The organism is Corynebacterium sp. HMSC075F02 (genome assembly GCF_001838335.1).
GTDB classification, from domain to species: Bacteria; Actinomycetota; Actinomycetes; order Mycobacteriales; family Mycobacteriaceae; genus Corynebacterium; species Corynebacterium jeikeium_D.
On the sequence record NZ_KV836306.1, the window covers coordinates 224007 to 248448 of the forward strand.

21 protein-coding genes are annotated in these 24442 nt (G+C 59.2%); 4 read left to right on the plus strand and 17 right to left on the minus strand.

Annotated features, from left to right (window positions below):
* Positions 1 to 2: 2 nt before the first annotated feature.
* The 7 genes from HMPREF2920_RS02090 to eccCa form a co-directional block, all read right to left on the minus strand.
* The gene (locus HMPREF2920_RS02090; protein ID WP_016422092.1) at positions 3 to 1925 is read right to left on the minus strand and encodes an acyltransferase family protein; all 1923 of its coding nucleotides are present in this window, start codon (positions 1923 to 1925) and stop codon (positions 3 to 5) included.
* A gap of 220 nt (positions 1926 to 2145) precedes the next feature.
* Positions 2146 to 2706, minus strand: coding sequence for a 30S ribosomal protein S9 (gene rpsI / locus HMPREF2920_RS02095; RefSeq protein ID WP_016422091.1), 561 nt, complete (start codon positions 2704 to 2706; stop codon positions 2146 to 2148).
* Positions 2703 to 3146, minus strand: coding sequence for a 50S ribosomal protein L13 (gene rplM / locus HMPREF2920_RS02100; RefSeq protein WP_005509852.1), 444 nt, complete (start codon positions 3144 to 3146; stop codon positions 2703 to 2705). Before rplM ends, rpsI begins: the two co-directional genes overlap by 4 nt.
* Positions 3147 to 3465: 319 nt before the next feature.
* Complete coding sequence (locus tag HMPREF2920_RS02105) at positions 3466 to 3753, minus strand: WXG100 family type VII secretion target (RefSeq protein ID WP_016422090.1); 288 nt, start codon at positions 3751 to 3753, stop codon at positions 3466 to 3468.
* A gap of 73 nt (positions 3754 to 3826) precedes the next feature.
* Positions 3827 to 4153, minus strand: coding sequence for a WXG100 family type VII secretion target (locus HMPREF2920_RS02110; RefSeq protein WP_005510029.1), 327 nt, complete (start codon positions 4151 to 4153; stop codon positions 3827 to 3829).
* A 205-nt stretch (positions 4154 to 4358) separates the two neighbouring features.
* Positions 4359 to 5747, minus strand: a complete 1389-nt coding sequence (locus HMPREF2920_RS02115; RefSeq protein ID WP_070601258.1) for a type VII secretion-associated protein — start codon at positions 5745 to 5747, stop codon at positions 4359 to 4361.
* On the minus strand, positions 5747 to 9574 hold the full coding sequence (gene eccCa, locus HMPREF2920_RS02120; protein WP_141764633.1) for a type VII secretion protein EccCa: 3828 nt from the start codon (positions 9572 to 9574) through the stop codon (positions 5747 to 5749). Before eccCa ends, HMPREF2920_RS02115 begins: the two co-directional genes overlap by 1 nt.
* A gap of 193 nt (positions 9575 to 9767) precedes the next feature.
* Here eccCa and eccD point away from each other — a divergent pair, with 193 nt between their 5' ends.
* Together eccD and mycP are read left to right on the plus strand one after the other, a co-directional pair.
* Complete coding sequence (gene eccD, locus HMPREF2920_RS02125) at positions 9768 to 11183, plus strand: type VII secretion integral membrane protein EccD (protein WP_246821092.1); 1416 nt, start codon at positions 9768 to 9770, stop codon at positions 11181 to 11183.
* 14 nt (positions 11184 to 11197) lie between these two features.
* A complete protein-coding gene (mycP, locus tag HMPREF2920_RS02130) occupies positions 11198 to 12436 on the plus strand; it encodes a type VII secretion-associated serine protease mycosin (protein WP_246821093.1) in 1239 nt (412 codons plus the stop codon).
* On the opposite strand, the gene eccB is transcribed toward mycP, so the two are convergent.
* Positions 12395 to 13837, minus strand: coding sequence for a type VII secretion protein EccB (gene eccB / locus HMPREF2920_RS02135; RefSeq protein WP_070601267.1), 1443 nt, complete (start codon positions 13835 to 13837; stop codon positions 12395 to 12397). The two genes, mycP and eccB, sit on opposite strands and share 42 nt — an antisense overlap.
* Positions 13838 to 13951: 114 nt before the next feature.
* Here eccB and HMPREF2920_RS10560 point away from each other — a divergent pair, with 114 nt between their 5' ends.
* Entirely contained in the window at positions 13952 to 15106 is a 1155-nt protein-coding gene (locus HMPREF2920_RS10560) for a hypothetical protein (RefSeq protein ID WP_016422084.1), read from the plus strand.
* A gap of 589 nt (positions 15107 to 15695) precedes the next feature.
* Here the strand turns inward: HMPREF2920_RS10560 and HMPREF2920_RS02145 are convergent.
* The 9 genes from HMPREF2920_RS02145 to map all read right to left on the minus strand — a co-directional run bounded on the left by HMPREF2920_RS02145 (position 15696) and on the right by map (position 23697).
* Positions 15696 to 17837 (minus strand): DUF6541 family protein, encoded by a 2142-nt coding sequence (locus HMPREF2920_RS02145; RefSeq protein ID WP_016422082.1) that lies wholly within the window; start codon positions 17835 to 17837, stop codon positions 15696 to 15698.
* 59 nt (positions 17838 to 17896) lie between these two features.
* Positions 17897 to 18787, minus strand: coding sequence for a tRNA pseudouridine synthase A (locus HMPREF2920_RS02150; RefSeq protein WP_042388414.1), 891 nt, complete (start codon positions 18785 to 18787; stop codon positions 17897 to 17899).
* 293 nt (positions 18788 to 19080) lie between these two features.
* The gene (rplQ, locus tag HMPREF2920_RS02155) at positions 19081 to 19551 is read right to left on the minus strand and encodes a 50S ribosomal protein L17 (protein ID WP_016422080.1); all 471 of its coding nucleotides are present in this window, start codon (positions 19549 to 19551) and stop codon (positions 19081 to 19083) included.
* A 37-nt stretch (positions 19552 to 19588) separates the two neighbouring features.
* Positions 19589 to 20614: a DNA-directed RNA polymerase subunit alpha gene (locus HMPREF2920_RS02160; protein ID WP_016422079.1), complete on the minus strand. Its 1026-nt coding sequence runs from the start codon at positions 20612 to 20614 to the stop codon at positions 19589 to 19591.
* Positions 20615 to 20687: 73 nt separating this feature from the next.
* On the minus strand, positions 20688 to 21293 hold the full coding sequence (gene rpsD, locus HMPREF2920_RS02165; protein WP_005509964.1) for a 30S ribosomal protein S4: 606 nt from the start codon (positions 21291 to 21293) through the stop codon (positions 20688 to 20690).
* Between the two features lie 24 nt (positions 21294 to 21317).
* Complete coding sequence (gene rpsK / locus HMPREF2920_RS02170; RefSeq protein WP_016422078.1) at positions 21318 to 21722, minus strand: 30S ribosomal protein S11; 405 nt, start codon at positions 21720 to 21722, stop codon at positions 21318 to 21320.
* Positions 21723 to 21725: 3 nt separating this feature from the next.
* Positions 21726 to 22094, minus strand: a complete 369-nt coding sequence (rpsM, locus tag HMPREF2920_RS02175) for a 30S ribosomal protein S13 (RefSeq protein WP_005509836.1) — start codon at positions 22092 to 22094, stop codon at positions 21726 to 21728.
* Between the two features lie 296 nt (positions 22095 to 22390).
* Entirely contained in the window at positions 22391 to 22612 is a 222-nt protein-coding gene (gene infA, locus HMPREF2920_RS02180; RefSeq protein ID WP_016422077.1) for a translation initiation factor IF-1, read from the minus strand.
* Between the two features lie 284 nt (positions 22613 to 22896).
* Positions 22897 to 23697, minus strand: a complete 801-nt coding sequence (map, locus tag HMPREF2920_RS02185) for a type I methionyl aminopeptidase (protein WP_070429842.1) — start codon at positions 23695 to 23697, stop codon at positions 22897 to 22899.
* A 137-nt stretch (positions 23698 to 23834) separates the two neighbouring features.
* Between map and HMPREF2920_RS02190 the strand changes: the two genes are divergently transcribed.
* Positions 23835 to 24416 carry a hypothetical protein gene (locus HMPREF2920_RS02190; RefSeq protein WP_070601270.1) on the plus strand — a complete coding sequence of 194 codons (582 nt, stop codon included), beginning with the start codon at positions 23835 to 23837 and terminating at the stop codon, positions 24414 to 24416.
* Positions 24417 to 24442: the final 26 nt, after the last annotated feature.

The window sequence follows — 24442 nt, forward strand, 5'->3', positions numbered from 1 at the left end:
TATTAGATTCCGCAGGTGTCCGGAATGCGTTTCTTGTTCTTCGCATACTGCTGGAAAGCATCGACCACGGCATTGGCATAGACCTCGGCGCCATCCGGGGTCGGGTGGATAAGGTCCGCGCGCAGCTTGGACAAATCATCACGCACACCATGGCACCAGTCAGCCACATAGACATTGTCGCGCTTCTTTGCCGCGTCGAGGACTTCCCTCTCCGACTGCGGCATCCACACACGATCACCGTACGGGTTGATTAGGACAATGATGCGGTCTTCACCCAGCGAATCGAGGATCTCATCCAACAGGTGTTCGTCCGATGCCGCAGCCGACTGATTGATACCAAGGCCCAGCACGACGAATGGATCGAGCGTACCCGCCGCCTTCATACTCGCGATGATCTCCGGGGCGGCCGGATAACCACGGGAAACAGCCGCATCGATATAGATACCGGGCAGCTTCTCTTCCAACGCCGACGCCGAGGCGAGCATCACAGAGTCGCCGATAGCGGTGATCTGGTCACCACGCGGCATAACACGCTTGGCCAACTCGGCTTCCTCCGCCTTTTGTGCCTGTGCACGGCGCTCAGCTGCCTCCTGTAGCTGTGCCTCCAAACGCGTCATCTTCGGCGCCGTAGCCATTCCCACAACTGCACCAACCACGACGACCAGCGCCAGCCCTGCTGCAACGCGCGGCTTCCAGGAACCGGCAAACTGCGTGCCCGAAAACTGCAACATCCAACGGCGGTAACCCATCCGGCGAATTGGCGATTCCACATTCTTGTACGACCAGTTCGCCAAAAGCAGCGATAGCGCGATGCCTGCGAAGGCAGCGAGGTTCTCATACTGCATGGCCTCATTGCGCTCCAGCAGTTCGCGGATGAGCACGATGACCGGCCAGTGCCACAGGTACAGCGAGAAGGAAATCTTTCCCAGCCAGCACAGTGGCTTGAACTCAAAAATCTGACGCACGGGTGAGACACCGCGAACGACAAGATAGAGAATCGCCGCCGACAGCAACGAGGCGAACACCAACCCACCGCGGTAAGTCGCCGACGCGGTATCCGACATCATCAGCAGAACCAACGAAAGGAAGATCAGCGGCAGCGAGGCCACTACGAAAGCCTGGGCGGAACTGCCAAAGAAGTCCCGCAGGAGGGGTTCCGTGCGTGGCCAGGAGTCCGCCTCTGCGCGTGACGACGTCGATGTCAACCACAATGCGAGGGCCGCGCCAAACAGGAGACCAAAGGCGTGAGTATCGGTACCGTAGTAGACCCTCGTGGGGTCGACCTTCGGATCGTAGAGCGAGACCATCCACACGAAAGAAGCAACCGCCCCAATGCCCGCCACTGCTGCCAGCTTGCGAGATGCCAGCTTCAAGGCGAGAAGAGCCACAAAGATCAATGGCCAGAGCAAGTAGAACTGCTCCTCCACCGACAGTGACCAGTAGTGCGCTAACAGCTGCACTCCGGAATCCGCGAAATAGGACTGAGAGCCCGCAATCTGCGTCCAGTTATTGACGAAAAAGACCGTGCCGAGAAACTGCGTCGACAAGCCAACAGCGGGATCCCCGCCGACCAGACCTGCGACGGCGATGGAAATAAACAACACGAACATCGCAGCCGGGGCGATGCGGCGCAGCCGACGAAGCCAGAAGTCCTTTAGATCGATGCGCCCAGTGACCGCGCGTTCGCGCACCAGAAGCGAGGTGATAAGAAATCCGGAGAGCACGAAGAAGATATCCACACCGATGTAGCCACCGGGCAGCACATTATCGAAGTAGTGGTAGATCACCACTGTGGCAACAGCCAGACCGCGCAGCCCATCAATGCCTGGTACGCGTCGAATGCGGAAGGGATGCTTCGCCACCGACGACGAGCTAGAGGAGCTCTTCGCGTCGGAGGTCTTGGTGGCTGTGGTGCTCACCGCCATACGGTTTCCTTCTTCCCATCGCACTGCAATCGCACTTTCATCGCACTGCAATCGCACCGCGATAAACGATTCTCGTGGCAGTTTTTAACGGATAAAAGTCTAACGTACGGGGCTTGTCTCAAAAATGCAGCCATGCCTGGTAACGGCGGACTTTAACCCAAAAAAGCACCTCGGCTTGCGTGTAATACGCAAACTGAGGTGCTTTTCGAAGCAGTAAAGCTTAACGCTTGGAGTACTGCGGTGCGCGACGGGCCTTGTGCAGACCAGCCTTCTTGCGCTCGACAGCACGAGCGTCGCGGGTGAGGAAGCCAGCCTTCTTGAGAACGCTGCGCTCCTCCGGGTTGAACTCGTTCAGGGCACGAGCGATAGCCAGGCGCAGAGCACCGGCCTGACCGGACGGGCCACCACCGTTGATGTTGGCCTTGATGTCGAACTGGCTCTCGCGCTCGACCAGGACCAGCGGATCCTTGATCTCCTGCTGGTGCAGCTTGTTCGGGAAGTAATCCTCGAGCTCGCGGCCGTTGCAGACAATCTTGCCGGAACCAGCGGTCAGAACGACGCGGGCGACAGCGCGCTTACGACGACCGACAGTCTGAATCGGACGATCCAGGGTCAGCGGTGCAGCCGGAGCAGCCTCAGCCTCGGTCTCGGTAGCAACTGCGTCGCCGATGGAAGAGGTGAACTCTTCAGTGGCAGCAGCAGCGGCAGCCTGAACATCATCGTAGGAAGCCTCGGTGGCCTCTACGTTCTGGTTCTCATTGACGTCCTGTGGGTTGGTCACTGTGCCACCGCCTTGATCTCGTAGTTTTCAGGCTTCTGACCGGCGAACGGGTGCTCGGAACCGGCGAAGACGTGCAGCTTCTTGATGGACGCACGCGAAAGCTTGTTGTGCGGCATCATGCCCTCAATAGCCTCAGCGATAACACGCTCCGGGTGAACCTCGAGGGAACGACCCAGGGTCATCGACTTCAGGCCACCCGGGAAGCCCGAGTGGCGGTAGCGCATCTCACGTTCCCGCTTGTTCGAGGAGACGTGCACCTTATCGGCGTTGATGATGATGACGTGGTCACCGCAGTCGACGTTAGGGGCGAAGTAAGCCTTGCCCTTACCGCGCAGCAAGTCTGCGGCGTGAGTAGCCAGACGGCCGAGAACAACGTCGGTAGCGTCGATGACGTACCACTTGCGCTCGATGTCACCGTCCTTCGGATGGAAAGTAGACAACATGACTCCTTTTAGGGTCCGTGTAGATTTGCCAGCCACCGTGCACACTGTTGTTATTCCCCGGCGGCCGGTGGAGACCCGAGGCAACATTCACGTGTGCGCACACAGTTTGACTACTCTACCTTGAGATGGCACTAGAACAAAAAATGCCAAAGCCAGTCTCAGCCGCAAACTGCTGAGACTGGCCTTTCCCCCCCCTGGAGTGCTGCTAGCAAGAATACTTCAAAGGCAGATACCTAACTGAAGATCTCAATTGAGCAATGTCCTCCCCTCCCCCGGTTACATAGCTCAATCAAAAGTGCCTCAAGCAGGAACCAAGCTATCCCCAGCTAGCTGCCGCGCGGCGGTTAATATCCGCCATTCGCTGGCTACCTGCGCTGACCGTATCCGCGATAGTCGTGAGAATCATATTGAGCTCCTCCGCTGCTGTGTCCCATTCACGCTGAGCCTCCTGGTAAGAATCCGAAGAGTCACCCTCCCACGTAGAGACCATCGGCGCGATGCGCTTCTTCAAATCTCCGAGCAGCCCGTTGATGGTGCCAGAAGTGGACCGAATGTCATCGGCAGCACCGTCGATGCCGCCAAAACTGTACCTAATTGGTTGCATTAAGAACCCTTTCCCCAAAAGGTGATGTGTGTTGTGTGATTCAGTGTTGTGGTTGTGCGATTCGATAAAACGTTTAGAGGTTCAGCAACGACGCACCCGCTGCTGCCACCTGCTTGAACGACGACGCCCCCTCGTCCTCGCCCGCATCGAAGCTGCTGGAATTTGCGCGGATGTTATCCGCGATATCCGTCAGCGCATTGGATAGACGCATAGCTGCGTCATCCCAACGAAGCATCAGATCATCGAAGCTGTCTTTAGCCTGGCCCTTCCATTCCCCCGCCAGACCGTCCACGACGCCTCGAATGCGACCCAGCTCGCCCTGTACTTCCGAGTTGACGCCATCGACGTCCCCCGCGGTAGTGGTCATTTGATCTGATTCGGCTGCAAATAGGTTTGCCACTGTTTCCCCCTTATTCGTGTTGAGTGACTGATTAACGACGGCATTTTTACCTCCCCGCGCGAGCCAGCCAGCTTCCCGCGTTAAAAACCCGTCATATTGTTTGGCGCGAAAAACCCCGATTCGGTTCCATTTTGGTTTTCCAACCTTTACCCCTGCCTACCCCCCCCGCCCATCCCCCAGTCACTTTCTCTACGCCCCTCGCGTATTACGGCACCGGCCGAGCGCTTACTACTGCCTGGTCGCATACGGGTCGTACCGGCGCAATAGTCCTTCCTCTGAACTGGCACCCCACACTGACTTGAGTTCCGTACATCACTTTGTGATGCCAGAGCACTATCGAATTACCTGACGGCAGCCGCTCCTCTACGACTACGACATCGGTGCCCAGTACTTGTCTGCGTTCCGGCGCGGACTTTGTCTCATCCCCGGCAACGGAGCTGCTCAAAGCGGCGGCTAGATGTTCAAGCGCCATGTCCTGCGAAAGCGGGCTAGCGAGCACCAAGACGCGCATATCTCCGCCATCCACCGCAATCAGACGGTCTAACGGACTTGCCGAGTCAAGCTCCCACCCGCCGGGAAACCGAGCTTCCACGCCCGCATTGGTCAGTTTGACTATTGGAGCAGAATCGGGAACTGGTTTCGATGTGGATGGAGGCGTCGTTACAGGAGGCGTAGTTACAGGAGGAGCCTGTGCGTGCGATGTCTCACGCTGCTTCTGTCTCCCTTCGTTCTCCCTAACTATGCCGCCACTAAAGAGCCATGCAGCAATCCCAACAATCAGAACCACCACCGTCAACAAACCAACGGCAGCTACTGACACAACTGTGCTTTGATTCGACGCTGAGCTGACTTCTGCCCTGGCTGCAGGACGCCGCCCCGCGAAATCCTCCGACGGCTCCACTTCACCGGCTTCAGCGTCGCCGATGTTTTTCAACCAGGCCGGATTTACGCACTCCCCGAGCCGCGATGCTGGGCAGTCGAAGACTAAAAATCCACGGTCGCGCAGACGATCGACTAGTAGAGCTCGCCGCGGGTTCGCTAGCCCGGGTGGAACTTCGCCGACGATGAACTCAATATCCTCCTGCCAGCGGGGCGGATACTCAGTGATACCGCGCCCACCACTAACTTCCACATCATCGGGTATCCCCTGGGGCGCATCCGGATACATGGTCAGCTGATAAGCCAGCGCAATGACTGTTTCCACCAATGGTGCGCTGTCGTTCGCTCCGACCAAATGTGTCATCCGACTGGCAATGTGGCCCCCGCTCAGACGAGTGACACAGACACGCGTTTCCTCTACTTCCACCAACACGCTATGAGACACAGTTGCCTCATCGAGTTCCACAACGGCGTCGGCAAGCGTCAGGATGTACGGATTGAGTTCAGCAGCCAATAGCGCGGAGGCCAACCGGCACTGTCGCACAGCACCCCAATAGCTGGGCACAATGACTGTTTGCATGCTCTCGAGAAGCGGTCTAGGGCCATGCACCGCCGGTTCTGCGGTGTCTGCAGGTGCCGCGAGTCCCCACAGGTGCCAGGTGCCGTGGCGCAGCGTCGGGGTCTGGGTGGTGGAGGAAGATTCGACCCGAATCATCAACTGTCCTCCTGGTCACCAGTGGTATCCAACCACCCCAACTGCACAACCTGCGGACTCTGGCCGTGCGCCACCCAATAGCCACGGCCCGGCGGCTGCTCGCAAGGCTTTACGCCGAGGATGGGGCCGTCGTCGCGTGTGCCGTCCATAACAAAGACGCTGGCACCCTGGTCCTTAACCGCACCCATGACCGGGTCGTGGAGGGATCGCAACGCCCCGCTGATTCGACGGGCAAAAAAGATATTGAGCCCAATGTCGGCGGCGTGAGCGATGACTTCTGCCAGCGGCTGCAAGGGGTTACCCCGCGAGCCGGCCACGAGGTCATAGTCGTCCACGATGACATTGATGGTTGGACCACTCCACCAATTTCGGGCCTTCAACTGCGCTGGGGTGATATCCGGTTGCGGGAGACGGGCCTTCAGTACCTCTGCCAGCTCTGCCAGCATGGGTGTCGCCACCGCAGCCGAGCCCGCATAGCCGGCCAGCCGCTCTTGGGGCACGGCCTCCATTAGCCCACGGCGGTAGTCAATTACGACGAATTTCGAGGACGACTGCGAGTACCGCAACTGGTGAACGATGCCCCTCAGCGCGGCGGTTCTGCCGCTGCCTGCCGAACCGAATATCAGTAGGTGACGATCCTTTTCTGGGTGGAATATCACCGCGCCCAGACCGGCTTCTTCGAGCCCCACTGCAATCGCACCTCTCGTCGCGGCCGCTGGTCGTGGCAAACGCGCAATATCAATCCGCCGCGGCAACAACTGGAGCTTTGGTGCCTGCTCACCGTGCGGCGCTGTCTCTGCAATCCGCTTAGCGTCTGCAACGCCGGTGAGAGCTACCAGCATCGCAAACCCGCCCGGCGCGACTCCGCGTCCTGGGCTCTCCGGCACCAGCTCTGCTGCCTTACGGTCAATCATTGAATCCATCGACTCCGCCTGCCGCAGCTCAATCCGCGTACCAATCAGGTCGCGAACGGCAGGTCTCATGTCCGTCCAGCGATAGGCCGTGAGCAGGACATGAATTCCCACCGCCAATCCATCTGCAACCAGCGCCTGCACATCGTCGCTCAGCGCCGGAAACTCCGTTTTGAACGCACCCCAGCCGTCAATGACCAACACCGAATCCGGCTGTCCTGCCGCCCGTGCTGCTTCCGGAGAGAGCCATCCATTAGTGCGAAAGAGCTGTTCCCGACGACTTACCTCACGACGCAAAAAACCAATCGTACGGCGAATAAGCTCCTCGTCTCCGCGGTGTGCAACCGACGCGACATGCGGCAACTCAGCCAGGTCGCTCAAGCCGCCCGCACCACAGTCGACGATATAAAAATGCAGGTCACGAGCGCTGATGCCGTCGGCAAGCGCGAGGATCGCTGTGCGTGCGGCAGTGGTCTTTCCTGACCGCGGCGCTCCGACGATTGCCACGTGCCCACCGGTCGTGCGCAGGTCAATACGCAGTGGGTCCTGACGCTGAAACAGCGGCTTGTCCACCAGTCCAATCACACCGGTCAACCGCTGTCGCGGCAGCTGCTCGTCGGGCTGGAGCTCGATGGCCTCCGGTAATGGTGGCAGCCACACGCGATGCGCACGTGTCGGTACGTGCGAGACCGCTGCCACCACGGCACCGAGCACCGTCTGCTCCGATGTCTGCACAGGCGGATCCACCATTCCACCATCGCTTGACGACGCACCGAAAGCCTCCCGCGTCCAATTTTCAGCGGTAAATTCAGCGACAGCGGCGACCTGGCCCTGCAGCCCCTGCTCTGCCCCAGCCGCCGCACCGTCAACAGGCTGCGGACGGACCACCGGGCCGGAAACATACGCCGACCGAAAACGCACCGGCTCGGCGGCAGCAGATTTGATATACCCAATGCCCGGGATGGCCGGCAGATGATAGGCGTCCGGAACGCCCAGCACGCTGCGGGACTCCGCGACGGAAAAGGTCTTCAACCCAATACGATAGGAAAGATGGCTTTCCAACCCGCGCAAGCGGCCTTCCTCCAGACGCTGACTGGCCAGCAGCAAATGCATGTGCAAACTACGCCCCAACCGACCAATCGCAACGAAGAGCTCAGCAAACTCCGGGCGTGCGGAGAGCAGCTCCGAAAACTCATCCACCACAATCAGCAACGCAGGCATGGGTGGCGCATCTATCTGCCCAGCGCGTCGGGCTTGCTCATAATCGCTGACACCGGCAAAATTCCCCGCAGCGCGTAGCTGCTCTTGACGCCGCGTCATCTCACCCCGCAGTGCGTCTTCCATGCGGTTGACCAGGATAAGCTCCTGCTCCAAGTTGGTAATCACCGCCGAAACATGAGGCAATTGATCCAGGCCCAGAAACGTCGCCCCGCCCTTGAAGTCCACCAGCACAAAGTTCAACTGATCCGGACTGTGCGTGGCTGCGAGCCCTACCACGGTCGTTCGGAGGAATTCCGACTTACCCGATCCTGTGGCGCCAACGCACAAACCGTGTGGCCCCATGCCGCCCTCGGCACTCTCCTTAAAATCCAGATAGACCGGCGCGCCGCTGTCATCAGCCCCCACAGGAATTCGCAGACGCGCACTGCCGTAGCGCGGTCGGTAGCGCAGAGTTGTCGGAGGCGGATAGAGCCCGAGCTCCTCCATCACCGGATCTTCCGAGGTCTTAACGGAATCATCTGCGCTTGTTGGTACTTCAAAACGCGCCAAGCTCCGCCCAAGCACCTCCGCTTCTGCTGGACTCAGCTGATCAGGTACGCCAATCTCCTCCCGTCCGGACGCGGTTTCCGCATGCACAGCAGTAGTGGAAACAACCAGCGCGATGCCATGGTGAACCGCTGCCTCCCACAACGTTGACTGCGCTTCCACGACGGTCAGTAGTACTACCGAGGTCTCCGACCCCGCCGCGTCAAAAATCGGTGTCAGTTCAGTGACATCGTGCTGTCCGTTCGAATCCGCCAGCACAATCAGCACTGCAGCTGGCAGTGTGTCGATAGCCGTGAGCAGCTCAGTCAGCTGCACACACGTCGCCGCCCGCAACCGCGCTGGGCCACAGGCATCAGTAACTGCGGGGTGTCCGTGGTGTGGCGTCCATTTCAGCCATTCCCACTCATCTCCCACAACTGCAATCAGGCAATCCTCCGGATGATGCAGCGCAGCAGCTTGGGCGACCATCGCTCGAGCCAGCCCCTGCGCCGCGGTATCTCCAGTGAGCGCGATGATCTCAAAGGCTGACACATCTATGGCAAAGGGCACGCCCTCAACCTGACGAGCCGATCGAATAACTTCCCGCAGTGCTACGGCGGAAACCGGATCCAGTTTCTCCGGCGCCGGAATTGCCGGTGGTGTTACGGGCGTTGCGGGCTGCTGCGTTGCCACCCCGATGCGCAGCTGCAAGAAATCCGGGTCCCCCTTTCGGCGTTCGCACGCCCGCCCCATCGCCCCCAGCTGCCACAGAGTTCCAGGCCGAGGGTGGATAAACTGCGCCGATTCACGCTGCATCCTCGCTGCTTTCGCCACCGCGCGGCGAATACTGGACAAATGCCTCTGATAGTCCTTCCGCACCGGTGCCATGTCCTTATTTCCCGCCCCGCCCGACACCATCATGCCCACAGTGGAAAACACCATCATCAGCGGAAACATAAACGACATCGGGTTACGTCCCATCCCAGAGACAAACACCAACACCACCATGCCAACCACTGCCACGACCATGATTAACGGCATGAGTGCACGCATCAGCGGCACCGGCTGTGGCTCCGGCGCTTCTGGAGGCGCATCCGGCGCGATTGTGCCTGTCATAGGCTGCGGCCCCGCTTTTCGGGTAGCCGAAATCTCCGCCTGTGCACTAGTCACAAAAATCCCCCCGCTATGTGTCGCCCCTTGTGTTCACTCGACGGCCAATCCCCCGACCAATCGGTGTACGCATAGCTTAAAACACACTCCGGATTCTCGCAGCGCATGACCGAAACTGATAGCGGGGGCACGCGCAGTTACTACTCCGAGTAGCGCTCTAGCGAGTTGTACGACACTCTAGAGGGACTAAAGCATGCAGAATTCATGGGGGAAATACATGCTGGGGGAACTCATTCGCGTGCGCATTGATGCCGCACACATGCCCGAAGACACCAACCGAGCACACGCAGACCTTGCGTTACCGACCAACGTCGCAATCGCCGCACTTGTACCGGATATCCTGCAAATTTTCGATATCGACATTGCGGACTTCCCGCTGGCACAGTGGCAGCTACGGACCGCCACTGGCACGATTTTGCTTGCCGACGACACCCTGAACGATGCCGGTATTGCACCAGGCGAACGCCTGGTTGTTATCAACGACCCAGGTCCCGTGCCCAAACCTCGACTCTTCGATGCCGCCGATGCTATTACCGACACCACCTATACCGACGGTATCGGGACGGCTGATTTGGTTGTTGGCTGTACCGCCGCCCTCGTGGCCACGGCTTCAATCGCAGCTGCCTCACTGAGCTTGAGCAGTACCGATTCCACACTGGCCGCGGCAATCAGCTTCATCGCGCTGCTGGCAGTAGCGGGTGGACTGCGCCTGGCTCTGTTGCGTAGCGCAAAACCGGCGATTGTCATGTCCCTGGAGCTGCAAGTGCTCATTCTGGGCACCGCTTCGGGACTCTGCTTCGTTGGCCTCGACCTACACCGCATACTCACCGACTGGCCGCCGACTGCTGCGATTAGTGTCGCGCTTGCCGTCATCGGTTTGATTTTTCTCATTTCCAACACCGGCGACGGCGACAACCGCATCACCGTTACCCTGGGCGCGACGAGTCTCAGTGCTGCAGTTACCTTCGGTATTTACGCTGCGGCTGTCGCACTTTTCCACAACTCGGTTCAATCAGGAGCGCTCACCGCTACTAGTGCAGTCATCCTGATACTGCTGGCACCTTCCATCGCTATCAAGGCTGCCGGTATTCGCGTACCCAAAGTCCCTGCCGCCGGCGAGAGCTTCGATGACAGCGAAACTCCCGAAATATCCCACAACGCACCTAAGCGAGCGGGGTGGATTCTCGATGGCATCCTCTGCAGTGGCACCGGAAGTCTCAGCATCTTCACCCTGGTGGTACTTTTCTCCGGAGCCTATGCGAACAAGTGGTGGCCTCTAGGCATGGCTGCTGCTGTCATAGTCTTTTGTGCAATTCACTCCCGTGGCCAAGCCCGGAAAGTAGCTTCCACCTGTACTGCTTTAGCTGGTCTTGCCGTCATTGTGGCCGTCGCCTTTCAACAGTGGTTCGAGGGCAATTGGCCAGTCGCCGCTGGCCTGGTCGTCCCCATGCTTGCAGCCACCGCCTTAGCCGCATTTCCCGCGTCACGCATCTCACCTACAACGCGCCGCATAGCTGAGCTAACCGAGGCCTGCAGTATCGCCGTTTTTTTGCCCATTGCGGCCATCATTGCCGAATTCCCTGAGTTCGTAAGTGGGTTCTTCCAGTGAAAAACCCACTTTTCATGAATGCCATAAAAACTCGTCTCACCGCCACGGCCGCACTTTCCACAGTGCTTATCTCGACGTTGACGGCGGCCACCGCAGTAGCACCGTCGGGCATCGCACCAATAGCGGCTGCCCAGAACAGCCAGGACTGCGTGGCCACGATGCTGTCGTCGGAAAGCGCACTGCATGAACCGACGGTGATCGAAAAAGCTCTTCGGTTTCGCCAAGCATGGCAACTGACGACGGGTGCGGGGATTACGGTGGCGGTAATCGATACCGGGGTCTCACCCAATGAGCGCCTGGGCGAGGTTCTCGACGGTGGCGATTTTGTCGACGGCAACAGCGGGTTCGTAGACTGCGACGGTCACGGAACTCTAGTAGCCGGCATTATTGCAGGTCGGCCCGGTGCCGATGGTTTCGCCGGACTGGCGCCCGACGCGCACGTGTTGTCGATAAGGCAAACGGCCGATGGCGAAGGCAATTTGGAGTCGCTGGCACAAGCTATCGACAGGGCCGTCGCGGAGGGCGCGCGGGTCATCAATATCTCGCTCACATCGTGTGCCCCGGCAGGCGTAATGCCCCAAGGTGCAACGGATGTTGCCGAGAGCGTCGCTCGCGCGGAAATCTCGGGCGCAGTAGTGGTCGCAGCGGCAGGCAATAAGGGCGATAGCTGTCAGGACGGATCCGTAGCGTGGCCCGCAGTCCTGCCGGAGGTAATCGCAGTATCAGCAGTACAGTTCGACGATGCTGGCCAAGCACAACCTGCGGAGTATGCAATCACAGGACAATGGGTCAATGTTTCCGCTCCCGGCGGCCCCGTACTCGGCCCCGATCCGCGCACCCCTACCGGTCTCATAGACCGCCACGTGTTCGGGTCCGGGGATAACACCCGAGCTCAACAGATTGCCGGCACCAGCTTTGCCACACCAGCCGTGTCGGGCACAGCTGCCCTACTGCTGGCACGAAACCCAGAGCTTTCCCCAGCACAGGTTCGCGACATCATCCTTAATTCCGCGAGCCCAATTAGTTCCGGGCTCGGCCTTGGTCGCGGCATCATTGCACCTTATGACGCTCTGATTTGGACCACGGTGGACACTGCCGCGCAGCACGACGCCAATCCCGCGGCCGCACCGGCTCCACCGGATCTGCTTTCTTCGCAGGAGCGCAATGCACCGCTCCGGGCGACTGGACTGCTCCTGATATGCGCACTGGGCCTAGGTGCCTGGTTGCTCTCGCGTCCCAGACAGCGGTCCTAGCGCCGCCTGCTTACTCAGCTCAGGGCCTCCGCGCAACGCGGCCAGCACTTCCCAGTCGACCGGTCGCGTGCCACCGCTATCGGCATTGGTTGATGCATTAAACCCTAGGGCGGCCAACGTCGTGCGATCGTGCACAGCAAAGCGCATTCCCTCTGGCGAAATGACGTGTACAGCCCCATTTACGCTTACTGCAATCGAGCTACGCTCACGGCTGCGGCCATCCACGAAACCGTCGACGGCCGCACCCGCCCCGTCGGCATGCGGGTAATCCACGTGCCGTCCCTCCGGAGCATGCTGCGACCACTGCACGAGAGCTTGCGGTCGTCCTGCTATCCGGCCGGCACACAACCAGCCATCAGCATCGGCAAACGTCAACGGCTTTTCAGGTAGTCCCGGGACTGCTGGTGCATTCGCAACGGGAACTGCAGCCAGCTGCCCCTCACTGGCCTGCAGAACTGGGCTATGCGCAGCTAATAGCTCTCCTAGCACCGGGGAGAGAATCGCGGCACCGTCGTCAAGCACGATAACGCGCCGCTGCCCGACCTCAACCACATTGCCGACTGTGTCGAATGGAGCGGCGAAGTGCGTGGGTGCGCCGCGGTTCGGGATTGCTGGCGCGGCCAGAATCGGAACCTCCGGAATCGTTCTGAGCAACGCAGGGCTGACAGGCCGGACTGCGGCGCGTTCCAACCCCAGCGCTCGAGAAACAGCGGCGTGCTCCGGGTGGTTGACATCCAGCCGCGAGCGGTAGCCCTGCGTAATCAGCCAGAGGTTTTGGCCATCGGCAACGACGGCACTGTCCGAGTGGGTTCGGGTAAGCTGCTGCGGTTCCCCACGGACTTCTTCAAGACGCGCAAGCGACTCTGCAACAATCCACGGCTGCCCGAGGTCTTGCACCGTCCGCTCGCATAAAGACAGTGCCAACTCCGGCGCACCTGCACTGCCCCTCTTGGCAGCTCCCGAGGCACCAGAGCCTGCCGGCGCGGCCGGAACTGCTGGTGCGCCCTCAATCCCGACAGCAAAACTGATGTCCTCTTTGTCCAACTCGCTACTGCGCACCCGCTTCGGCTCAGCAGGATTGCCCAAAATTAACCGCGCCGATGCGAGATTCGCGACTGGATGCAATCGACCATTGACACGTACATGCAGGCCCTCCGACCCCGATACGACAATCAGCTGCTCATTGGAGCTCGAACCGCCCTGCGGCCGCACCAACGACAGCACCGCAGTGCCGGCGGCCAGTAAAACCACCAGCGCACAGCCGATAAACAGTGCTCGCGTACGCGTGCGCAGAGGATCGTGCAGCATTCGCGAATCCGCACGCACAAGCGCATGCTCAATCCGACGAATCAAGAATCGATGACCGCTGACCTGGCTAGGCGTAGTCGGCGTACGTGGCATGAGTTTCCCCCAAAACTATTCCCCCAAATAATCTCTACCCTGCAGAGTAAGCCAGGCCGCGCTACTGTGCGACCAGGGGAATTTTAGTGGGGAACATATTGGGGGGATTTTCACATGCCATTGTCATTGTGGCTGCTCATTACAGCAATAACCATCACTGCAGGCGCGCATGTCCCTGTGCGCGGCCGCAGCCTTCGCGACCGCCTGCGACGCACCGAACCAGGACAACTCATCGGGCTACGTCTCACGCCAGGCCTGCGCAGCCAGCTAAGCGCTGCGGATATCGTCTCGCTTGCCGACGACAGCCCAGTGACCCTGGATGCGCTGTGCTTTTATCACATTGCGCCGGAAGTCCGCGGAGAGCATGCGCACCGCTACTTCCGAGCAGCCGAGCGCTCCGGCACAGCCCCTGAACCCTGGACACATCTGGTGGCAACTCTTCCGGTGGAAGCCTCCGCTGACCAAGCCCTACGCTTCCTCATCCACCGGCTGGGAACCCTTGGTATTCGCGCACGGCGATTGACGGCACCGGAATGTGCTCTGACTGAGAGCTCTGCGGAGGTCGTGCAGCTGCGCCGCACTGGACGCTCTCATCATGTGGCGGCGTTGGGACGCAAACCGCACCTGTGGTTAAGCCGACAACGTGACATCGCTATCACTAATGGTCCGGCGCAGGTCATAGGAGCCGGGAGCAGTGGACAAACCATCACAATGTGTCCCGCGAACGTCCCCCGATTGGAGGTCGACTGCGGCAATCAGGACATTTGTGAGCTGCTCATCGGAATGCTCTCGCTCGGCTATCGAGTCGGGATTCGCACGTCCCGTCCACATTTCTATACTGTGGCTCTTGATCTGGGCGCAGTACTTCTCGCTCGAGCTGGAGACGACACCGTCGATGTGGTTGTTGTCGAAGAGTATGAGCCCGACCTGTGTACTGGAATCGCGAGAATCATCGAGGTCAGTCGTACAGGTTCGCCCACGGCAGCAGCAGCGGAAATGCCAGCTTCGTGCCCTCGACTGGCGATGGGCGAATTCACCTGGACGCTATCTACCGCCCGCACTACCGATGAATTGCAGCCACTAGCTATGCGGGCAACTAGCGGTTTAGTCCCGGAATCAACGCACCCAAATCTGGCAGACCGCCCGGCGCCTGGGAGCCGTCAGGCTCCCCCTGCTGCGCCGGGTCATTCGGAGCGCCATTTTCTTGGCCACCCGGCTGACCGCCTGCTGCAGGAGGCACATCCTCCTTCGGCATCTGTGCACCAGTGACATTGCCATTGTCGATAGTGGCAGCGCCCGCTGGTCCCGAGCACTCCAGAGTAGACGGGCCATAGGCCGCGCAGTTGTAACCGAATGCGCTCAACTGAGAATTCGCTGGCAGCGTCTTCATCTCACCCGCCGGCGGGAACGTAAGGACCTCGTAAGTAACTCCCCCCGGGTTCCAGGACACAGCATTGGCGGGAACCTTGTTTCCCGTGCCGTCATCGACCATCGGAGGATTGGCAAGATTCACCTGGCAGGCCAAGTAGGCGTCACCGCTCAGATCGTTGAGGAAGCAGCGTGTCGTGCCATCCTCCAACTGAAAGAGTCGAGTATTTGGGCCGTCCGCCGGGGTGTAATCCGCATCATTGACCTGGGTGATTGCAGGAGTTTCCGTCGGCGTCTCTGATTTTGTCGGTGTCGTCGACTCTTCAGTCGGCTTCGGCGGAGTCGAGGATTTAGTCTTTGCGGAAGAACTGACGGAGCGATTCGAGACTTCCGGCTTAGCCGGCTCGTCGTCTCCACATCCGGCCAGCGCGAAAGTCATCATCACACCGGCTGCGATCGTTGCCATAAATTTATTCATCCGCATGGTGTCCTAACCTACCCGACCATCGCTCCATCCCCTAGTAGCCGAGGGAGGAATTACTTCCGGAGAACTAGCTCGCATCTCGTCGATGCGTTCTGGCGTAATCACGTCATTGAAGGCGAAGATAGTTACTTCCCTATCTCGATAAACAGGGGTTACCCCTGGAGCTACCCAGAGCCCTTCACCAGGAAACTCTAAATCCTCCTTGGAATCCCAAATACCCGGGGGTGACAAATAGATGAATCCCACGTTCAGCTTTCGGGCTGAGCGATCGACATCGTTCACCCCATCCGGCCGATCGGGGTCTGGAAAACCGAGGTAATCAGCGTGCCAATACAGCATTGAGGTAGCAGTCCACTTATTCGCCACTGGCCAATCATAGTGCGGGAACACTACCGGCAAGTCATTGCGAGCGTACATCCAGCTGGACCCCTCCGGCGGATTGGTAAACGTGCGGTACTTATGTGCCTCCGGCTGCTCGGCCAACCAATCAAATGCCTTTAAGTCAGCCTTGGAAATGATTTGCCATTCCCTAGGGCTCTTGTAGGCGAAATCCGCAGCGCTAGCATTAGACGCCACTCCATAGACCACAAGTACAGCAGAGCTCACCGTCGCTAAGCTCAACCCCAGAACTCGCCCCGTCGATGGCACTTTTGACTCACTAATTCGAGCCGCCCACGCGCAGCCCCACGCAACGGCGATACCCGCAAGCGCGGAATACAGGTACGCGGTGACCATCACCAACCGGTGAGGCGTCGAATAGTGAAGATCCGTATACAGCGCGAGAATATCGCCCGGCACGCCACCAAAATGATTGAGCGCGTGGGTCGTCATCAACACCGAAACAAACCAGGCCGGTACTACCCACACCCGTCGGCGCGAAGTATCCGCGAAAACCAAAAACGCCATCCCGATGAAACCGAGGATGATGATTGGCCAGAACGGCCGGAATTCCTCAGTGTGGCGGGTCAGCATTGTGGCGCCTCGATACCACGCATCGAAACGATCGAGGTCGTCTACTTCAGCGCTAACCGCGCGCACATCCTCGGTCTGAGAAGTTCCCGTAAGCCACTGCGGCAGTAGTACTGCCACTGCTGGCACAAAGGCGGCTGCAATCACCGCGACGTCGTAAAGCTTGGCGCGAACCGCACCCAGTTCAGGATGCGCGGGACGCGGCAGGCGGTAGCACAACCACCAAATTGCACCGAGCATAACGACTGTAGGCACCGATGCCGGATGGAGCTCTCCGATACCGATTATCGAAAGCGCAGCGCTCAAGATGCGCTGAGGTGCGTGTGGGAGCGACGTAACAAAGGCAAAAACGGTAATCGCTAGCGCAATCGAGACCTGGTACGGCCAGGCCCCCACGAAGACCCCGACGGGCATCAATACCGGAAGCGCTGCGGAAACAAGCGCCGCAACCCCCGCAGCAACGGCGGTGGACAGCTTTCGGCGATCAATAATTCGCCAGGTCAGCGCCGCAGCCGCCGTGGGTATGGTCACGGCCGGAATGATAATGCCGAGGTAATTGACCGCCTCGGTGATTGGTAGACGGACAATCAATATCCAAAGCGCACCGAACGCATGCCATGCGGCGGGATAGTAGGACACCGCCTGAGTTTCCACATTCTGAATCTCGCCCATTCTAGTGGCCGAGGCCATGCCGTCTTCCGTAATCGAACGGAGCACACTTGCATGCCAGAGTGTGTCCCAGCCTTGCTGGATGGTCGCCATCCCCTCGGACATTGAAGCGATGCGGCCGATAGCGGTCCACGTGAGAACCGCCGCTGCGATGATGACTCCGATACTTGCGATTAGCCCATAGCCCAACTCGCGCCATCGACTTGCGGCGGGCGGCTGCGTCTCGGCCGACACTGAGCGATCGACACTACCGCGCCGCCGCCGAATCAAAGCGCTGCCGCCACTCCAGCAAAGCGCGAGAAGTAGTGTCACGGCCCAGCAGATAGACGCACTGACCAAGGTGAAGCGCACTTCGATAGCGCCGAGCGCCCACCCTGCGGTACCTGCGATACCAAACGTCACCGCAGGACCGAGGGCCAGCGCCCACGGAGTACGAACGCCGCTGGCTCTCACTACAACAGCGCCGGGGATTACGAGCAGCGCAACCAAGCTAACAATTGCCCACACCACTACCGAACACTCCTCCTACGGTCACTTTCTTCAGGGAATATTACCGAGAGCTTGTACATTTAAGCCTCGTCCCCATCTGTCCGGGCATCACGACGCTCGCGGGTCTGCTCCGCCCTGGCCGCCAAATCAGCATCGCCGGGGTAATCAACACCTACCAGGCTGAGCCCACGCGCCTCTGCCACCGGGACCAACGGGGAACGCTTCCCTTCACTCAACAACTGTTCAGTGAATCCAACCGCACGTCGCCCCTCACCGACACTAAGGCAGGCCCCAACCAGTGAGCGCACCATAGACCAGCAGAACGCGTCGGCAGTCACATGGGCCTCGTACAGCTCTGGTTCTTCCCGCGTAGATACGTCGAACCACTGGAACCGCTGTAGATCTCTAGTGGTCGTCGCATGTGGCTTGTGTCGACAAAAAGCGGCAAAGTCATTGAGCCCCAGTAGGGCATCAGCCGCCACCTGCATGCGGTTGATGTCCACTGACCGCCGCCAGTGGGCCGTATCGCGAGCACGGGTAGGAAGCGGGCCACTGACGCAACTAGTGACGCGATAGACATAGTGCCGACGTAACGCGGAAAAGCGGGCATCGAAACCCGGGGGCGCAAACGAGGTGCCCCGAAGCGTCACGTCCGCGGGCAATAGTCGCGCTACACGACGAACCAAATTACTCGGGTCCCCTGCGATAGAACGTGTGTCTAAACAGGAGACAGGAACATCTGCGTGAGCCACCTGCCCGGAGGCATGAACACCGGCATCTGTACGACCGGCCACAGTCAGTTGCACGGGAGTGCGCAACACCTTCTCCAAAGTGGATTCCAACGTCGCCTGCACAGTCCGCACCGGTTCTCCAGTAGGCTTATCGCGCTGAGCAGCCCAACCATGGAAATCGGTCCCGTCATAGGCAATGTCAAAACGCAACCGAACCAGGTCGGAGTCGGTGCTCCCCATAGCGGCTCGATCGGGAGAATCGCACGGGGTATCCGGAGTCGTTGGAGTAAGTGATGTCACGGTTAACAGATTGTAGCCGGGACCCCGGATTAGATAATCAGCAGTTTCCACCGCAGGGTCTCCGTATTGCTCTCAATGTTGGTGCGTAATCCGTCGGTGTAACCGGAGGCAGAACTGGAGTCGGGCGCTATGCACCGTCGTCAAGCACAAAGAACCCCCGGAAGAGCGTTCAGATATGAACTGCTCAACGGGGGTTCAAAGCTGTGACGGTCAGAAGCCGTCAGCGAGGGGAATTACTCCTCCTCTGCAGCCTCAGCCTCAGTAGCCTCAGCCTCTTCGGCCTTTGCCTCTTCAGCCTGCTTGGAAGCAGCAGCGCGAGTTGCGCGAGTTGCCTCAGCAGTTGCGGTCTCTTCCTCAACCAGAGCAATCAGAGAGATCGGGGCATTGTCGCCCTTGCGGTTACCCAGCTTGATGATGCGGGTGTAGCCGCCGTCGCGATCAGCGAACTGCGGACCAATCTCGTCGAACAGCTTCTTAACTGCGTAGTTGTCGTTAAGCAGCTTTGCAACGTTGCGGCGATCTGCGAGAGTGCCGCGCTTTGCCTTGGTGATCAGCTTCTCAACGTACGGACGCAGCAGCTTGGCCTTGGTGTCGGTGGTCTTAATCTTGCCGTGCTCGATGAGCTGCTTCGCGAGGTTGGCCAGAATCTTCTTCTGGTGCGAAGCGGAGCCGCCGAGACGGGAACCCTGCTTAGGGGTAGGCATAGGTATCTCCTCGTTTTAATGAAGTCGCGTCGGTGAACTACTCGTCGTAGCCAGCGCTTGCGCCATCAGTCCAGTCAGCGTCATCGCCCGAGGCAGCGTCCAAATCAGCGACAGCAGCCGGGTCGAAGTTGTTCGGGGAATCCTTCAGAGCGAGGCCAAGCTCAGCGAGCTTCTCCTTGACCTCATTGATGGACTTGTCACCGAAGTTGCGGATATCCAGCAGATCCGACTCGGTACGAGCAGCGAGCTCACCGACAGTGTGGATCTCCTCACGCTTGAGGCAGTTGTAGGAGCGCATAGAGAAGTCCAGATCCTCAATCGGAGTCTGGTACGCAGCGACATCCTCAGCCTCGCGCGGGCTCGGGCCAATCTCGATGCCCTCAGCAGCCTCGTTCAGCTCACGTGCCAGACCGAACAGCTCAACCAGAGTCTTGCCTGCCGACGCCATCGCGTCGCGGGCGGTGATCGAGTTCTTGGTCTCGACATCGATGATCAGCTTGTCAAAGTCGGTGCGCTGCTCAACACGAGTAGCCTCCACCTTGTAGCTGACCTTCAGAACTGGCGAGTAAATCTGGTCCATCGGAATGCGGCCGATTTCGCCACCGGAGTTCGGGGTCGCCGGCACGTAGCCACGACCACGCTCAACGATCATCTCAATATCCAAGCGACCGGAATCATTGAGAGTAGCGATGTGGTGGTCCGGGTTATGAATCTCCACACCAGCTGGGCACTCAATGTCTGCAGCGGTCACCGCGCCTGCACCTTCGCGACGCAGGTAAACGGTAGCCGGCTCATCGAACTCGCTCGAGAGCACCAGACCCTTGATGTTCAGGATGATATCGGAGACATCTTCCTTCACGCCCGGGATAGTGGTGAACTCGTGCAGCACACCGTCAATGCGGATGCTGGTGACTGCAGCGCCCGGAATGGACGACAGCAACGTACGACGAAGGGAGTTACCGAGGGTGTAACCGAAACCCGGCTCCAGCGGCTCGATAACGAACCGGGAGCGAGAGGAATCAATGTAGTCCTCAGTCAGCGTTGGGCGCTGGGAAATGAGCATTTTCGAAAATCCTCCAGGTGGCGACCGCTATATGACGCCATAGGGAATGAATGGATGCAAGCGAAGTTGGTTATTACTTCGAGTAGAACTCGACGATCAGCTGTTCCTGAAGCGGAATGTCGATCTGTGCGCGTTCCGGGGTCTGGTGCACGAGGATGCGCAGGGACTCAGGAACAACCTGAAGCCATGCCGGGACGACAGCGTCGACCAGGTTCTCCTGTGCCTCTTCGAACCAAATCATCTTCTGCGACTTCGGGCGCACGTCGATGATGTCGTACTGGCTTACCTGGAAGGACGGCACGTTGATCTTCTTACCGTTAACGGTGAAGTGGCCGTGGGAAACCAGCTGACGAGCCTGGCGACGGGTACGAGCCAGACCAGCGCGGTAGACAACGTTGTCGAGACGCGACTCCAGCAGGACGACGAGGTTATCGCCAGTCTTGCCCGGACGACGGTGAGCCTCAGCGTAGTAGCGACGGAACTGCTTCTCCATCACGCCGTAGGTGAAACGTGCCTTCTGCTTCTCCTGGAGCTGGAGCAGGTACTCCGACTCCTTGATACGAGCGCGGCCAGCCTGCCCCGGAGGGTAGGGACGACGCTCAAAGTTCATGTCGCCACCGACGAGGTCGACGCGGAGACGACGGGACTTACGGGTTGCGGGACCGGTATAACGGGCCATTTCTGTTCTCTCCTTACCCTATTCCTAGACGCGACGACGCTTCGGCGGACGGCAGCCGTTGTGCGGCTGAGGGGTCACATCCGAGATCGAGGACACCTCAAGGCCAGCGGCCTGGAGGGAACGGATGGCGGTTTCGCGGCCCGAACCCGGACCCTTAACGAAAACGTCAACCTTCTTCATACCGTGCTCCATGGCCTTACGAGCAGCGTTCTCGGCGGCCATCTGAGCAGCGAACGGAGTGGACTTACGAGAGCCCTTGAAACCGACGTGACCAGAGGAGGCCCACGAGATAACAGCGCCCTTCGGGTCCGTGATGGACACGATGGTGTTGTTGAAGGTGGACTTGATGTATGCGTGGCCCTGAGCCACGTTCTTCTTTACAACGCGACGGCCGGTACGACGGCCGCGTGCGGACTTCGGAGCTGCCATGTTTTACTTCTTCTTTCCGGCGATCGTCTTCTTCGGACCCTTACGCGTACGAGCGTTGGTCTTGGTGCGCTGACCACGGACTGGCAGGCCACGACGGTGGCGCAGACCCTGGTAGGAACCAATCTCAATCTTGCGGCGGATATCAGCCTGAACCTGGCGGCGGAGGTCACCCTCGACCTTCCAGGTAGCTTCAATCACGTCACGCAGCGCAGCAACCTGCTCATCGGTGAGAGCGTCGGTGCGCAGATCCGGAGAGATGCCGGTCTTCTCCAGCAGCTCATTGGCACGGGCGGGGCCGATGCCATAGATGTAGGTAAGAGCGACCTCCATACGCTTGTTGCGTGGCAGGTCAACTCCAGCAAGGCGTGCCATACGGCAATTTCCTTCCGGTTGATGCGGTGGTTTACTCCACTGCCATCCTTCCCAGACCCGGCTTACTCGGTCGGACGCCGAGTCGCGCAAGTGTTATAGAAAGGCTCCAGCCACCGTTGCCGGAGGTATTCTCGCTTACTTCTGTGGAAAAGCTTTCATAAAGAACCGCCGCGCTAATCTGCTGAGACACCCGGTCTCAACATCACGCGGCCGTCACCAGAAGCAGCTAGGACGGTGGAGTTTCTGTCTAGTTAGTAAATAAGCCCATAACCACTACCAACAGTGGTCAGGTCGATTTACTTGTAGCGGTAGACGATTCGCCCACGCTCGAGATCGTACGGAGAAAGCTCCACTACGACTCGGTCTTCCGGGAGAATACGGATGTAGTGCTGGCGCATCTTGCCACTGATATGGGCGAGCACCTTGTGCCCGTTGTCCAGCTCCACTCGGAACATCGCGTTCGGCAAGGGTTCGACGACGCGACCCTCAACCTCAATTGCGCCTTCCTTTTTAGCCATGTCCTCCACGTCTCTCTGGCGGATACCCGGGACAATCCCGGCACCAGTTGGGAAATCTCTACTCTGCCTGGTGTTTTAGCAGTTCCGTGCAGGGATAATCATCACTGCAGCGACACTGCGCCCACACCATCGCCCAACTTTACACGCGACCTGCGTTTTTACCAAATACGACCACTATGGGACCGCCTGCAAGCGATGGCAGGCGGACTCTCTCTCCGCGTTCAGAATTCATCGCAGCCTTTATGGCGACATTCTGACCTTTCGCGTAGCCCCTCCCGCACTAGTTATTCATTTCGAGGAGTCAAAATACGGGGGCCGTCCGCTGTGGCGGCAACTGTGTGCTCCCAATGGGAGGCCGGCATTCTATCGGCGCTGACGACCGTCCAGCCGTCGTCAAGCTCATCACTCCCCCACTCGCCGCCGAGAATGAGCATCGGTTCAATGGCCAATACGGAGCCTTCGACGATGCGGGGACCCTTTCCAGCTTTGCCTTCGTTGGGAAGGAAGGGGTCCATGTGCATCTCACGCCCAATACCGTGCCCGCCGTACCCATCGACGATGCCGAGTTCAATATCGTGGCGCAGTTCAGCCTCACGGGTGGCCATTTCAAGCGCATACGAAATATCGGTGAGGCGAGCGCCCGGCACCATGGCCTTAATACCTTCGGCGAGGACCTCTGATGTCGCAATGTTCAGTTTTTCGACATCGTCACTCAGCTTTCCGACGCCGAAAGTAAGTGCCGAATCGCCGTGCCAGCCATCCAGGATTGCGCCACAGTCAATTGAGACTAAATCACCATCGGCGAGAACCGTAGACGAAGACGGAATGCCGTGGACAATCACTTCGTTCACTGATGCGCAGACAGATGCCGGGAAGCCTTCATAGCCAAGGAAGGACGGCGTTGCGCCAGCATCGATAATGACCTGGTGCGCAATCTCATTGAGATCTGCCGTGGTGACCCCTGGCTTAGCGGCGTCTCGGCAGGCTAGCAATGCACGACCGACAATCTCGCCGGCCGCTTGCATCGCATCCAATTCTCCCTCGGTGCGGGCAGGAACTACTTTGCGGCGGCGTGGAAAACTCATCACGCTGGTTGAGTCTACTCTGACTTAAAAGGGAACCACCGGCTAGCCGCACCCCGCCACCTACGAGGGCGCCGCTCGGATCGCTGCCACTTCCGAGAAATTTACACCCAAAGATGAGCTGCCCTACGATAACTGGCATGCATTCACTGTTGAAGTCCGCGCAGACTGCGGGCGTTGTTATTGCTGCCAGCTCGCTTTTCCTGATTAGCGCATGCTCAAGCAACCCCGAACCGTCGCCAGCGCCGACTGTCCCCTCCACTTCCCCTGCCACGGAATCGCCGGAGGCCCCTGGAAGCACCTCGGGTTTCATGGGCGCCTCTGCACTGCCTGAGTCGATCCAAAACTTCACACCTGATGCAATTAAGGAGGCGATTGGCAGCTGCGTCGAGTCGGATGACTCTAAACCCGTCATTTTTGGCAGCGAGAGCGTACATGGCTTCACCTGCGTAATGGCAGTTGGCGACGGTGGCACCGCAATGCTCAGTACGGCCGAGGACCCGGCCACTGTCGAGCGCATTAACGAAAAGGCTGAGTCCGTCGAAAACTACGCACCATACGAGCTACCCGGCAAGCACGCATTTAGCGGCATCAGCAAGGGGTCCCCTTTCGTTATGGTTATCGACGAGGATAACCGCATCTACCAAGAGTTCGTTTTCGCGAATATTGGCGCCGAGGCCGCACAGCCACTTATCGACGAAATCATTCAGGACTTCCAGTAGCCCTCACTATCGGCTGCCCCCCCCCC